14 protein-coding genes and 1 pseudogene are annotated in these 14,531 nt (G+C 28.9%); all 15 read right to left on the bottom strand.

Annotation, left to right across the window (positions count from 1 at the left end):
• Position 1: 1 nt before the first annotated feature.
• The 15 genes and pseudogenes from rplD to psc1_RS02930 all read right to left on the bottom strand — a co-directional run bounded on the left by rplD (position 2) and on the right by psc1_RS02930 (position 14,043).
• Entirely contained in the window at positions 2 to 625 is a 624-nt protein-coding gene (rplD, locus tag psc1_RS03000) for a 50S ribosomal protein L4 (protein WP_122225429.1), read from the bottom strand.
• Positions 612 to 1,277: a 50S ribosomal protein L3 gene (gene rplC, locus psc1_RS02995; protein WP_023161260.1), complete on the bottom strand. Its 666-nt coding sequence runs from the start codon at positions 1,275 to 1,277 to the stop codon at positions 612 to 614. Before rplC ends, rplD begins: the two co-directional genes overlap by 14 nt.
• Positions 1,278 to 1,361: 84 nt before the next feature.
• The gene (gene rpsJ, locus psc1_RS02990; RefSeq protein WP_023161259.1) at positions 1,362 to 1,679 is read right to left on the bottom strand and encodes a 30S ribosomal protein S10; all 318 of its coding nucleotides are present in this window, start codon (positions 1,677 to 1,679) and stop codon (positions 1,362 to 1,364) included.
• A 213-nt stretch (positions 1,680 to 1,892) separates the two neighbouring features.
• Entirely contained in the window at positions 1,893 to 2,096 is a 204-nt protein-coding gene (gene rpmF, locus psc1_RS02985; RefSeq protein ID WP_023161258.1) for a 50S ribosomal protein L32, read from the bottom strand.
• Positions 2,097 to 2,804: 708 nt separating this feature from the next.
• Positions 2,805 to 2,876: pseudogene (locus tag psc1_RS02980) on the bottom strand (DUF2963 domain-containing protein); the annotation flags it as partial.
• Positions 2,877 to 4,096: 1,220 nt separating this feature from the next.
• A complete protein-coding gene (gene obgE, locus psc1_RS02975; RefSeq protein WP_122225431.1) occupies positions 4,097 to 5,359 on the bottom strand; it encodes a GTPase ObgE in 1,263 nt (420 codons plus the stop codon).
• 28 nt (positions 5,360 to 5,387) lie between these two features.
• Positions 5,388 to 5,669, bottom strand: a complete 282-nt coding sequence (gene rpmA, locus psc1_RS02970) for a 50S ribosomal protein L27 (RefSeq protein WP_023161256.1) — start codon at positions 5,667 to 5,669, stop codon at positions 5,388 to 5,390.
• Between the two features lies 1 nt (position 5,670).
• Complete coding sequence (locus psc1_RS02965) at positions 5,671 to 6,021, bottom strand: ribosomal-processing cysteine protease Prp (protein WP_023161255.1); 351 nt, start codon at positions 6,019 to 6,021, stop codon at positions 5,671 to 5,673.
• Between the two features lie 8 nt (positions 6,022 to 6,029).
• Entirely contained in the window at positions 6,030 to 6,338 is a 309-nt protein-coding gene (gene rplU / locus psc1_RS02960; RefSeq protein ID WP_023161254.1) for a 50S ribosomal protein L21, read from the bottom strand.
• Positions 6,339 to 6,550: 212 nt separating this feature from the next.
• Complete coding sequence (locus psc1_RS02955; RefSeq protein WP_122225432.1) at positions 6,551 to 7,501, bottom strand: rhodanese-related sulfurtransferase; 951 nt, start codon at positions 7,499 to 7,501, stop codon at positions 6,551 to 6,553.
• Positions 7,502 to 7,851: 350 nt separating this feature from the next.
• On the bottom strand, positions 7,852 to 9,123 hold the full coding sequence (serS, locus tag psc1_RS02950; RefSeq protein ID WP_023161252.1) for a serine--tRNA ligase: 1,272 nt from the start codon (positions 9,121 to 9,123) through the stop codon (positions 7,852 to 7,854).
• Between the two features lie 60 nt (positions 9,124 to 9,183).
• On the bottom strand, positions 9,184 to 9,528 hold the full coding sequence (locus psc1_RS02945) for a hypothetical protein (protein ID WP_122225434.1): 345 nt from the start codon (positions 9,526 to 9,528) through the stop codon (positions 9,184 to 9,186).
• Between the two features lie 147 nt (positions 9,529 to 9,675).
• Positions 9,676 to 9,879: a hypothetical protein gene (locus tag psc1_RS02940; protein WP_373375565.1), complete on the bottom strand. Its 204-nt coding sequence runs from the start codon at positions 9,877 to 9,879 to the stop codon at positions 9,676 to 9,678.
• 17 nt (positions 9,880 to 9,896) lie between these two features.
• A complete protein-coding gene (rpsT, locus tag psc1_RS02935; protein WP_023161250.1) occupies positions 9,897 to 10,160 on the bottom strand; it encodes a 30S ribosomal protein S20 in 264 nt (87 codons plus the stop codon).
• A 1,231-nt stretch (positions 10,161 to 11,391) separates the two neighbouring features.
• Positions 11,392 to 14,043 (bottom strand): hypothetical protein, encoded by a 2,652-nt coding sequence (locus tag psc1_RS02930; RefSeq protein WP_373375564.1) that lies wholly within the window; start codon positions 14,041 to 14,043, stop codon positions 11,392 to 11,394.
• Positions 14,044 to 14,531: the final 488 nt, after the last annotated feature.

Below are 14,531 nucleotides of genomic sequence, written 5' to 3'. Positions count from 1 at the left end.
TTTATTTTAAAACCTCCTCAAAATATGCGACAGTATCTAGTGTTAAGATTAGATTTTTACAATTAAGTATTTGATAAACACTAGTGTGAGCGGCTGTCTCTAAGGTGATAAAAGGTAAATTGCGAGTAGCTAAAGTTAATTTTTCAGTAAGCTTAGTTACTATAATTAAAGTTGTGGTTGTGATTTTTAATGATTGTAAAATTTGTTTAAAATCTTTAGTTTTGTGAGTTTCTAGGTTGAAATCATTAACTAAAATTAATTGTTTTTGTTGTGCTTGCAAAGATAAAGCTGATTTTAAGGCTAAATGACGCACTTTTTGGTTGACTTTAACTGAATAATCACGTGGAGAGGGTCCAAAAGCAACACCACCTCCGCGCCACAAAGGTGAACGAATAGAACCATGACGAGCTTTACCAGTCCCCTTTTGCTTCCAAGGTTTTTTACCTCCACCAGAAACTTTGGCACGTGTTTTAGCGGCGTGAGTCCCTTGTCTCATAGCAGCTCTTTGGGCATTAACAACATCATATAAGACTTGTTGATTAGGTTTAATATCAAAAATACGATTTTCTAATTCCTTAGTGGAAACTAAATTACCTGTTTGATCAATAATATTATATTTTGGCATGCATTTGCTCCTTAGTTAATTTTTTAACAGCAGATTTAATCATAACAAAACCTTTATTAGGTCCTGGAACGTTGCCTTTGATTAAAAACAAACTTTTATCATGATCAATAGAGACAATAACTAAGTTTTGGATAGTAACGGTTTTATGCCCCATTTGTCCTGGTAATTTCTTGCCTTTAATCTTGCCTTTAATAGGTCCCATAGAACCAGGACGACGATGGTAACGAGAACCGTGAGTTTCAGGGCCTCTACTTTGATTATGTCTTTTGACCGAACCTTGGAATCCTTTACCTTTTGAAGTTCCTGTCACATCAATAAAATCATCTACTTGAAATAAATTGCTAGTAATTTTATCACCTACTGCCAAATCGGATAACAAAGAGATGGCTTCTTTTTTGAATTTAATTTCTTGAATGAAGCGCTTAGGAGTTGTTGCAGCTTTTTTAAAATGTCCTAACATTGGCTTGGTTGTGATTTTTTCTCTTTTATCATCAAAACCTATTTGAGTAGCTGCATAACCATCAAGTTCAACATTTTTTTGCTGTAAAACAACATTAGCAGAAACTTCTACTATTGTTACTGGAATTAATTCTCCTTGTTTATTAAAAATTTGAGTCATTCCTATTTTTTTGCCTAAGATTCCTTGAGCCATTTCCTTCCTCTTTTCTATTTTTTTTACTTACAATAATTAATTTACAAATTTTATAAATGTTTTTAATAAAAACTGCTTGATATTTTATTTTTTTAATAAAATATCGATTGCAGGTGGTAAATTGATATGCATTAAAGATTCAATAGTTTTATTATTGGGGTTGATAATTTGAATTAAGCGTTTGTGAGTGCGACGTTCAAATTGTTCTCTAGAATCTTTATTTACAAAAGGGGAACGCAACACAGTAAAAACTTCTTTTTTAGTTGGAAGCGGGATTGGTCCTTCAATTTGTGCTCCAGTTTTGGTAACGATATCAATAATTTTTTTAGCAGCTTGATCAATTAAATGATGGTCATAAGCTCTTAAAAGTATTTTGATAATTTCTCTTTCTTTTTTGTTCACTAATATGCTCCTTTTTAAAATATATCCAATTACGATGTTTAAGATTTTCTACTTGTGTTTAACAAATATCTTCTAGACAACGGACATTGGTGTTTAGTTTTTTAATCAAAAAAATAAGTAAAAATAAGATTCAAAAGCACTTCATAAAGTTTTTTTGTTTCTTGATATTATTTTGATGATTACTAATTAAAAAATAAAATTATTTTGGTGATGTTAATTTAAATTGTTATTTTTAACTAGTTTATTGTTTTCAAAAAGAAGTTTCCCTTTGTAATAACCGCTATTTTTAGTCACTCGATGAGATAAAGTGAAGTTTTTTGTTTCTTGACAAACAACTAAAGCTGGATTACTTAGTTTATAATGGGTACGTCTTTTTCTTTTGGCAGTTTTACCGGTGCGTCTAAAAGGAACAGCCATTGTTTCATCCTTTCTTTTTTATCTTTTTTGTTTTTTGCATTGCAAAAACATCGTTTCAAAACTTAAAAATTAAAAAATAAAAAAATAATCAAGCTTAAATAATTAAAAATTTAATTTTAAACCTAAAAATATTTTAACTTAAAAAAGGTTTTTTGTCAACTTTAAAATAGCAAAAAAATGTTAAAAAGAAGTTTTTAAGTTATCAAAGTAATATCGAAGGTGTTTTAAGATAGTTTTAAAAAATTAACTAAATTTAAGTTGCGTTGCAAAATAACATCATTTGTTTAAGAAAAAATAAAATAAAAAACTTTCATCTGAAAGTTTAAAATTAAAAGATTAAATTTTAAAAGAAAGTAATTTAGTTGGCAGTTGTTTTAAATTTAAATATTGTAAATAATTGTCTAAATTGTAATTTTGAGTCATAAAAAAATCAAAAATACTTAAAACCAAAGAAAAAAAGTTTCTGAAGTACCGGTATGTCAAAACACTAACACACAAAAAAAATTTGTAAAATTAAAATATGTGTTTATTAAACCATTTATATTTTAACACGAAAAAATAAATCGCAACAAAAAAAGAAAAAAAGAACCAAAAAAGAAATACAAGATCTTTGTTTCCTGATATGTTTTTACTTTTTTAATAGTTTTTTTCGTCGAAGTGGTAATAAATGTCTTTAAACAAGTTTATTGGCGTCTGGATGGTAGGTAATCAATGTATTTTAACTTGTTTGCCAGTATCTTTATCATATTTAACTATAATATTAATAGTTTTTTCGTCGGAGTAGTACTGAGTTTTTTAATCATTTTGTCTGTTTTTTTTTTTTTTGATGATCATTTTAAAACTTAATTTAGTTTTTTCTCTTGGCTCTCTTTGATAATTTTTTTGATTATTAATTACGTTTAACACAATTTGTTTCCCTTTTTTTAGATAGATTTATTTAAAATAATTTTTTATTCTTTTTTTTCTGTGATTGCTATACTATTTTTCTTTTAGTTTTTGAATCTTAATTTTGATTTCTTGGATTTATCTTGTGCGTTTTTTGACTCATTTTGTGTATCTTTGATTCTCAGTTTTGTATTTTTGGACTTTTGTTTCTAGTTTTTTAATATTTTTGTTTCCCCTTTTGTCTTTCGTAATTTAGAAAAAAAGCTAAACTAATAAACAGTTTAGCTTGATTTTTTTATGGATTTATTTTTTGGTTTTAAGATGATTTTGTTTTTGGAGGTGGTCGTTTGTTTGATCGATAAAACTTTTTATAATGCTTTATATGTAACTTTTATTTATTTTTGTTAGTGTAAGTAATTGACATATAAAACATTTTGAATGGTTGTATTGCTCCTTTTTTATTGGCGTTTTTTAACTATTTAGCAAGTGACGCCACGTTATTTTTCTTCTCGTTTTGCCAAAAGAGATATAATAAATATTACTAATTTTTTGTCTTTTGATTCATGTTTTATGATGTCTTGCTAGTTTTCAATGTTTTTTTGTTTAAAAAAACAAGTTTAACGCTAGTTTTAAAAAATATAACTGGATTTTTTGGCAACTAAAAGAATAATGATGACATTTTTAACGCTCAAATACATATCGAAAAAAAGAAAATAACTTTAAATTTGTTCTGGAATTTCAAAATTTTTATCTTTAACTGCCACAGTGACAGTTGATTCTTTTTGTAAGAAAAAGAGCCAAAACAAAGGGGTAAAATAAAAAACTAAGAATAAAAAGAAATGTTTGCAAATGTCATTAGAATCAAAGAAAAGCAAAGTGGATAGAATTTTTATGTTTGTAGAGTCTACTATTTTAAGGATTTTTTTTGTTGTAAATAAAATTTATACCAAGTAAAAAGTTTGAAACAAAGATAAAGCGTTAAGACAATATAATAAGTGTTAATAATAAGTTTTTGTTTAATTTGACGCTTAGGGTTGTAATGTAAGATCATCAATGTGATTCATCCTTTCTTTAAAAGAAAGTTAAAAAATATTTGCTTAATAATAAGTTTTTAATTAAATAAAGTCGAATAAATAATCACAAATTTTAACTTGATCGCCTGGTTTGGCTCCTTGTTGTCTTAATGCTTCTTCGATACCAATTTTTTTTAATAAGCGGTCAAATCTTTTCACAGCTTCTTCATTGTTAAAGTTGGTGCGATGAAAAAAAAGTTCGACTTGGTTGCCGGTAATAACAAATTGTCTTTCGGCTTCTTTGGTGACGGTAAAAGTGTTTTTAGTGGTGTCCAAGTTATAAACTTTAAAATTATTGCTTTTTTCGGTTGTAAGAGGAGTTTTTTGCAATAAAGAACTCATTTCGTATTTTAATTTTTCAAGATTTTGAAAAGTAACTAAAGAAAGGGGTATGATGGGCTGATCGGGCAACTTAGTTTGTAAAGCAGCTAATTTTTGACTAGCATCTTTTAAATCAATCTTATTAGCTACAATGATTTGTTTTTTTTGTGTTAGTGAGGGATTGAATTGTTTTAATTCTTTGTTCAAAGTAATAAAATCATGATAGGGGTCAGAACTTTCCATGCTTATAATGTGAACTAAAACACGACATCTTTCAATATGTTTTAAAAACTGAATTCCTAACCCTTCTCCTAGGTGAGCGTTGGGAATTAAACCAGGTAAGTCAGCTACTACAAAATGAAAATCATCAACACCAACAACTCCTAAATGCGGTTGTAAAGTGGTGAAAGGATAAGGAGCTATTTTTGGTTGAGCTTTAGAAATGAAAGAAATTAAAGAGGACTTGCCAACACTAGGAAAACCTAATAAACCAATATCAGCTAAAACTTTAAGTTGAATTTTGATTTTAAGACGTTGTCCTAAATCACCTTTTTCAGCATAACTGGGCGCTTGATTTTTAAAAGTGGAAAGCGCTTTATTGCCTCGCCCGCCTTTGCCACCTTTGGCGATAACTAAAGTTTGTTTGTGGTGCAAAATTTCTCCCAAAAACTTACCTTCAATAGTATAAAAAACAGTTCCCAAAGGAACTTTAATATATAAATGAGGAGCGTTAGCGCCATTTTGATTTTTATTTTTGCCGTTAGCGCCGTGAAGAGCTTTGAGATGTTTTTGGTATTTGAGCTTTAATAAGGTAGTTTCTCCTTGTTCTCCTACAAAAATAACAGATCCACCATATCCACCAGAGCCGCCAGCAGGTCCGCCGAAAGCGACATATTTTTCTCGCCTGAAAGCAACAATACCATGACCGCCGTTGCCGGCAAAAACCTCATTAAAGGCTTCGTCAACAAAATGCAAACTAAACACCTTCTTTCATAAAATTGAGGTTAAAAAATTATTGAAGATAAACAGAGACTTTTTTACGGTTGCCTCTTTTTTTTTCGTATTTAATGATGCCACTAATTTTGGCAAACAAAGTGTCATCTCCACCAATGCCAACATTAGTGCCAGGATGAATTTTAGTTCCTCTTTGACGATAAATAATAGAGCCTGCTTTTGCAAATTGGCCATCAGATAGTTTAGCACCTAGTCTTTTGGAGTGAGAATCACGACCGTTTCTAGTGGAACCTGCTCCTTTTTTGGAGGCAAAAAGCTGAATTTTTAACTGTAATAACATTTTATTGAATCTCCTTTCTATTTGGGGTTTGAGATATTGATGATAATTTTTTGAAATGACTTGGATATTGAGTGCTTAAATTATCTAAACTGTACTTTAAATTTTTTAGCAAAAGAAACATATTGTTTTCTTTGAAAGTTTGGACTTCTAAATGAAAAAAGTTATCTTTCAAAATATAGGTGATATTTTTTTGAAATCCTAACATTTCTAAAGCATTAAGGGTAACAATAATGGCGGTTGAAACAGAAGCGCACACAATATCAAAACCTTTCGGAGCATATAAAGCATGTCCGGAAACTTCAGCAATAATAATATGATTATTTGCGTTTTTTTGAAAAAAATAGCTAATCATGTTAAAAACTATACAATTATTTTAGTAATTAAAAGTTTGGTGTAAGCTTGTCTATGACCTTGTTTAGAACGGTATTTTTTACGTTTTTTGAATTTAAAAACAATAATTTTTTTTGCACGGTCGTTTTTGATAACTTCAGCTTGAACTTTGGCATTAGGAACAAAAGGCTGTCCTAAAATAACTTTTTTTCCGCCGATAGCTAAAACTTCTTGAAATTCATAATTTTGTTGTGCTTCAACTGGTAATTTTTCGACAAACACTTCTTGTCCTTCGTAAACACGCAGTTGTTTTCCGCCGGTTTTAATGATTGCAAACATTTGATTGCCTCCTTTGAAAATGACATTTTCTTAAATATTTTAAGATTTTAAAAAATTTGACGTTGTGATGATCAAAAGAAATAATTTTATTTGATCGACTTTAAAAAGAGTTTTTGCTATTTTAACTTTCAATAAAATTCTTTTTTGAAATAATTAAGGAAAATTAAAAAGAAAAAACAATCAAATTATATTATAACATAACTATTAAGAAATTATTTTTTATTTTGTTCTAATTGTTGTTTCTTTTGTTTTAAAAGATATCGATTGCGAAGATTAAGACGACAATTTTGGCAACATGCCCCTAAATATTTGTGTTCATTATATTCATGACATAAAATTTGTTTGTTGCATTGAGGGTTGGAGCAATTAATATATCGTTCACAAGGTGTTTGGTCGAAATGATCTTTGCCGACAATAATATGTTCGGTTTGATTAACAAGAACAGCAATTCTTTGATCAAAAACATACATTTGACCATCCCACAAAGCTCCTTGAGTTTGAGGGTTTTGTCCGTAAGAAATAACACCGCCTTCTAATTGATAAACATCTTCAAAACCTTTTTTTTTAAGCAAAGAAGAAAATTTTTCACAACGAACACCACCAGTACAGTAAGTTAAAATCTTTTTGTTTTTTAATAATTCAGCGTTTTTTTCCACCCATTCAGGTAAATCGCGGAAGTGCTTAATGTTGGGGTTGTAAGCATTACGAAAATGCCCTAAATTATATTCATAATCGTTGCGAGCATCCAAAACAAGGGTATTTTCGTCTTGCATCATTTTTTTAAATTCTTCTGGCTTTAAATAAGTTCCTTTATCTTTTTGTAAATCAAGGGGAAAATTTAAATTAAGATTGACTATTTCCTTTTTTACTTTAACAGAAAGACGAGGGAAAAGATGTTTTTTAGCGGCATCAATTTTAAAAACGATGTCATTAAAACGAGGATCATTTTTTAAATTTTGCATATAGGTTTGCAGGTTGTCGGTTGTGCCTGATAAAGTACCATTAATTCCTTCCGGAGATACAATAATGCGCCCTAAAAGCCCTAAAGACCGACAATAATTAAACTGTTGTTTACGAAAAGTTTCGTAATCATCTATAGGGGTATATTGATAATACAAAATCACTTGATAAGAAATGTCTTGTGAATTGGCAAGGTTTGTCATAAAATGATTCATACCTCATTTCAATTTAATTTTAATAAAAAAAAGCAAATTTTTGAAAGTTAATTTAGTTTAAGATTTTTGCAAAAAAAAGATATGTGTTTTGGTTCTGTGAGTTATTTGTTTTATATTAATTTCGCTTTAGGAACAATTTTGAATCAAAACAAAAGACAAAAGAACATGCGACAGTAGTTTGATATTTTTGGATCTAAAATTATTTTGTTAAATCAAAATTTATCATCTTGAAAAAATCATTTAGAATACTTTTGATCAAAAGATTGCAACAATAAAAAGCCGAATCAAATATTTTTTTAATAAAAGATTCGACTTGATATGGAAAAAATCAACATTTATTATTTAATAATGTCAGTTCCTAAATAAGGAATTAAAACTTCAGGAACGCGAATAGTGCCATCTTGATTTTGATAATTTTCCAAAATAGCAATCATGGTGCGACCAATAGCAAGCCCAGAACCATTTAAGATATGTAAATATTCTTTTTTCTTGTTCTCGGGATTTAAAAATTTAATGTTGGCTCGACGAGCTTGAAAATTTTCCGAATTACTGATTGAACCAATTTCACGATAACTATTAGAACTAGGCAAAAAAACTTCTAAATCGTAAGTCTTAGCCATGCTAAAACCTAAATCACCAGTTGATAACACCACAACACGATAAGGGAGTTTTAAAAGATCTAAAACCGCTTGTGCATCATGTAACATTTGATCTAAAAAAAAATAAGAATCTTTTGGATTGCAAAACTGAATCAATTCAACTTTGTTAAATTGATGTTGACGAAAAATACCACGCGAATAAGCGCCAGCTGAACCAGCTTCTTGACGAAAAGCGGTGGTATAAGCCACGTATTTAAGCGGCAATGTTTGACTTTTTAAAACTTCATCACGATGTAAATTAATAGTTGGCACTTCAGCTGTTGGATTAAGATACCAATTATTTTTATGATGAGCTATTTGAAAAACTTCGTCAGCAAATTTAGGCAATTGTCCGGTTGCAAACATAGATTTTTCGTTGATTATATAAGGGGGGATGATTTCTTGATAACCTTTTTGACTGTGTAAATCCATCATAAACTGAATCAAAGCTCGTTCTAAACGTGCCCCTAGACCTTTACAAACAACAAAACGACTACCTGTAATTTTGGCAGCTCTTTGAAAATCTAAAATATCTAGTTTTTCTCCTAAAGTAACGTGATCTTGCGCTAGAAAATTAAATTTTGGAATAACGCCTTTGCGATATAATTCTTGATTGTCGGTTTCGTCTTTTCCAATTGGTAAGGTGTTATGAGGTAAATTAGGAGTATTGCTTAAAATCTCAAAAATTGCTTGTTCTATGGTTTTTAATTTTGTTTCTAATTGTTGTAATTCAGAACGTGCAAAAGTTTTTTGAGAAGTTAAAGGAAGATTTTTTGAAATCTTTGTTTGGTGGGCTATTTTTTTAGCAACTTGATTTTTATGACTTCTTAATTGCTGGATTTCCAAAAGTAAAGCTTTTCTTTGAGATGATAAAAAGGGGAGTTTTTGTAATTGAGTTACATCATAATTTCTTGTTTGCAATTTGACTATAACTGATGATAAATGATTAACTACAAAATTCAAATCTAACACGTAGCACTCCTTAAATTGATGAAAAACTGAGATTGAAAGGTAAATAAAAAGAAAGAGTTGTTATTTATTATTATTATTCCAAATCGAATTAAAAGTGTCTTTTATTTCTTGACTCATTTTTTGATTCACAACTTTTTTTAAAATGTTGTCATTTACAAATTCAAACCAAAAATGCAAAAATTTATCCTTAAGATCATTTTCTTCTTTAGTTTTATCAGCTTCTTCATTATTATCTGATTGTTTTTTTTTGCTTTCTTCTTGTTTTTCGTTGTGATTTGTTTCGTTTCTTTTTTGGTATTTTGGTTCATGGACAAGGCCTTGAAAATAAAACAAACAACCTAAAACAACTCCTACAACAAGTCCTAAAAGCAAATAAAAAAAATTAATAACTAATGTTTTTATCATTTAATCTCTTTCCCTTTTATTAGATTTATAATGATATAATATTAAAAATAAACAAATAAACAATTTAATTGACTAATGTTTGGAAATAATTACTTTTTGTTATAAATGAATTTGTTAAGTGAAAAAAAATCAAAATTTGGTTTAAGGTTATTTTTGGAATATTTTGTATATAGCGTCTCGGAAACGCCATATTAAAGCGCAAGCGACAGCTACAACAACGAAAATAGTTAAACAAATGAAAAGAGCTTTATTGCTTTTAGTAGTTGTTTTAACAACTTTAGTGGATTTAACAACTTTTTTACTTGTATTATTTTTATTAGGTTTGTTAGGTTTATTATTTTTATTTGCCATTTTTTTCTCCTTCTAATTTATTTGATGGAATTAACTAGTTTTTGTAAAACAGATTTATTTCTAGCAACAAAATTAAGATGATAGATTTTTTTGGAAGCGCCTTTGTCTAGTTTTTTGTAAGCTAAGTTTAAAAAATTTAATGCTTGCGTTTTGTCAGCGTTAGTGACTGCAATTTTAACTCGTTTGACGGTTGTTTTCACTGATGATTTAAAAGAAATGTTTCTAAGACGACGTTTTTCATCAGTTTTAATGCGTTTTTTTTGTTGTTTAATATTAGCCATGTATGAATTTAAAATCCTTTCTTTTGAATAATAATTTCATTATTAATTGTTATTAATAACTCTAATTAAAATTATATCAAAAGTAAAGAAAAAAAACAAGTTATTAATGACATAAAAAAATTAACTCTTTTTGTCGTAAGGGATAAGGGGGTTTTCAAAAAATAGTTTGGTTAATTGATTTTGGTGCAAAAAAAGTAGTAAAACATGCCACAGGAAAACAACAAATTAACAAATACATGACATATAATAAGACTAAACAAAGGAATCAATAAAGAACAGATTAGTATAAATAGCTAGTTAGGAACAATCCGAAATTAGTTTTTGAAAGGAAGCGAATTATAGAAAATTTAGTGTTTAGAAACTTGTTTGCTTCTTGCAGACGGAAGTAGATTGTAGTATGTGGTGTTTTTGCTGGTTCAGGGTGTGATTGTATCAGTTGATTTATGTTTGTAGGTATTTTTGGTTTGTTCTTGGTTTTTTTGTTTTTTTTAGTTGATTGGCTGAGGGCTGTGACGTGTGTGAGTGTGTAGTTAGTAGGTTGGTGGTGTTGTTGGGTGTAAAAATTTGTTTGTTTTTTTGTTATGAGGAGGGCAACTATCAATTATAGCTATTACAAGATTAGTTTTGGGATTAGCAGAAGTTTGTGTTGTATTTTTTGGCCACAATAAATAATTAATGAAGATAAGCGATAAGATTAAAAGTTAAAAAGACAATAGCATAAAATAATGGTGTCTGCTTTCTTTTTATAATTTAACTTTCTGCGTATAAAAAAATTAATTATCCTAGTCTTTGTTTTTTTTAAAAATGAAACTATGATTTAAACTTAACTATTAATTGTTATTATATACAAACAAAAGCAAAAAAATAAGTTTTATCATGAATAAAGTTAATTTTTAAGGTTATTTTTTCTTTTTGGTGGTATTATTTTGGGACGTGATTTGTTTTTTTGGTTTTAATTAGAAACAATAATAGCTGCTGTTATAAACAAAATCAAAGAAACTAATGATATTAAAATAATTTATAATGTAGAAGATGATTGGGAGGTTGGTTAGTTAGAAGGAGGCATTTTATGTGGTGCTAGAGTTTTTTAATTGTGTTGTTGTTAATTTTGTGTTTAATACTGTTGAAGTTTGTCAAGTTCTTTTAGTTTTTTTCTAATTTTTGATTTTAAATTTTTTTTAGAATGCAAAAACAATTAATTATTAAAAAAAAGAGACTTTAAAAGTCTCTTTTATTTTTGTTTTTTGGAATTATGAATGAATAATCCAATTAATACAGTTAAAGTAATAGTTAAAAAGATAGTTAAACAAATCAATATTGTTTTATTGTTGTTACTACTTTCTTCTGTGTTTTGATTGTTTGTAGGTGGTGTTTGAACTGATACTGGGTTTTGGGTTGGGTTTTCTACTGTTACATTAGTAAATACAACATTACCTTTTGCTTGAGTAGAATTTGGAGTCGCAGTAATAGTTGCTTTTTTGTTGGTAGTATCAAATTCAATTGTTGCATCAGTATTTACAGTTAATGAACCAGCTTGTTTTAAGAATTTATTTAAAGCATTTTGGTCTTTACTTGTAACTTCTGCTTGTGTAACAGTAATTGTTTCAGTTGTAGGTTTTGTGAAAGTGCTTAAATCTTGTTTTTCTACTGTTACATTAGTAAATACAACACTACCTTGTACTTTAGTAGAATTTGCAACAACAGCAAGGGTGGCTTTTCTTTCGTTAGCGTTAAATGTAATTGTTACATCAGTACCTACATTCAATGAACCATCTGTTTGTAATAACTTATTTACAGTCGCTTGGGTTGGATTTGTAGATTCTGCTTGTGTAACAGTAATTGTTTCAGTTGTAGGTTTTGTGAAAGTGCTTAAATCTTGTTTTTCTACTGTTACATTAGTAAATACAACACTACCTTTTGCTTGAGTAGAATTTGGAGTCGCAGTAATAGTTGCTTTTTTGTTGGTAGTATCAAATTCAATTGTTGCATCAGTATTTACAGTTAATGAACCAGCTTGTTTTAAGAATTTATTTAAAGCATTTTGGTCTTTACTTGTAACTTCTGCTTGTGTAACAGTAATTGTTTCAGTTGTAGGTTTTGTGAAAGTGCTTAAATCTTGTTTTTCTACTGTTACATTAGTAAATACAACATTATCACCTTGTGCTCTAGTAGAATTTGCAACAACAGCAAGGGTTGCTTTTCTTTCGTTAGCATTAAATGTAATTGTTACATCAGTATTTATAGTCAATGTGTCAGGTGTTTGTAAGAACTTATTTACAGTCGCTTGGGTTGGATTTGTAGATTCTGCTTGTGTAACAGTAATTGCTTGATCTGTTGGAGTTTTTGTGAAAGTGCTTAAATCTTGTTTTTCTACTGTTACATTAGTAAATACAACATTATCACCTTGTGCTCTAGTAGAATTTGCAACAACAGCAAGGGTTGCTTTTCTTTCGTTAGCATTAAATGTAATTGTTACATCAGTATTTATAGTCAATGTGTCAGGTGTTTGTAAGAACTTATTTACAGTCGCTTGGGTTGGATTTGTAGATTCTGCTTGTGTAACAGTAATTGCTTGATCTGTTGGAGTTTTTGTGAAAGTGCTTAAATCTTGTTTTTCTACTTTTACATTAGTAAATACAACACTACCTTTTGCTTGAGTAGAATTTGGAGTCGCAGTAATAGTTGCTTTTTTGTTGGTAGTATCAAATTCAATTGTTGCATCAGTATTTACAGTTAATGAACCAGCTTGTTTTAAGAATTTATTTAAAGCATTTTGGTCTTTACTTGTAACTTCTGCTTGTGTAACAGTAATTGTTTCAGTTGTAGGTTTTGTGAAAGTGCTTAAATCTTGTTTTTCTACTGTTACATTAGTAAATACAACACTACCTTGTGCTTTAGTAGAATTTGCAACAACAGCAAGGGTTGCTTTTCTTTCGTTAGCATTAAATGTAATTGTTACATCAGTATTTATAGTCAATGTGTCAGGTGTTTGTAAGAACTTATTTACAGTCGCTTGGGTTGGATTTGTAGATTCTGCTTGTGTAACAGTAATTGCTTTATTTTTATCATCGTGTGTGAAAGTGTTTAATTGTGGTTTTTCTACTGTTACATTAGTAAATACAACATTATCACCTTGTGCTCTAGTAGAATTTGCAACAACAGCAAGGGTTGCTTTTCTTTCGTTAGCATTAAATGTAATTGTTACATCAGTATTTATAGTCAATGTGTCAGGTGTTTGTAAGAACTTATTTACAGTCGCTTGGGTTGGATTTGTAGATTCTGCTTGTGTAACAGTAATTGCTTTATTTTTATCATCGTGTGTGAAAGTGTTTAATTGTGGTTTTTCTACTGTTACATTAGTAAATACAACATTATCACCTTGTGCTCTAGTAGAATTTGCAACAACAGCAAGGGTTGCTTTTCTTTCGTTAGCATTAAATGTAATTGTTACATCAGTACCTACAGTCAATGTGTCAGGTGTTTGTAAGAACTTATTTACAGTCGCTTGGGTTGGATTTGTAGATTCTGCTTGTGTAACAGTAATTGTTTCAGTTGTAGGTTTTGTGAAAGTGCTTAAATCTTGTTTTTCTACTGTTACATTAGTAAATACAACACTACCTTGTACTTTAGTAGAATCTGGAGCCGAAGCAAGGGTTGCTTTTCTTTCGTTAGCGTTAAATGTAATTGTTACATCAGTACCTACATTCAATGAACCATCTGTTTGTAATAACTTATTTACAGTCGCTTGGGTTGGATTTGTAGATTCTGCTTGTGTAACAGTAATTGCTTTATTTTTATCATCGTGTGTGAAAGTGCTTAATGCTTTTTTATATTCTGGCTTATAATAATGTTTAAGCGCATGCACTATATTAAAAAAGAACATATTAAAAAAGAATAAAAAAAGAGGTAAAAGGCAACTTGTCAAAAATAAAAGTTGTCGCTTTTTGTTTTTAAAATTAGGCATAAAAAAATAATTTCTCCCTTGCAATTTATATTTTTAAAAATTAAAAAAAACAAAAAATGTAATCACTTTTTTTAGATGTTGCTAATCTTTGCCTACCTTTCCCAGTTTACCAATAATGAAAAAACAATCTCATTATTATTTCCATTATACATCACAAAAAAAACAAGTTTTATGCTTGAAAAATGTTTTTTTATTTCATTTTAACTAGTTATTTTAGATTAGTATTGATTTTTAGTATTTTTTTAAATGAACTAACAATGTCTGCTTTTTTATCTTTCTGTCTGTTTATTGGTTACTTTCTTTTTTTGACTTTCAAATATAGTGATTTTTAAATATAAAATTAAAATATAAAAAATACTATATCAATTATAGACCAAAAAAACAAGTTTAACGCTTACCAAAACTCC

The organism is Candidatus Phytoplasma solani (genome assembly GCF_041729705.1).
GTDB lineage: Bacteria > Bacillota_I > Bacilli_A > Acholeplasmatales > Acholeplasmataceae > Phytoplasma > Phytoplasma solani.
This window is presented reverse-complemented; position numbering and strand designations above follow the sequence as displayed.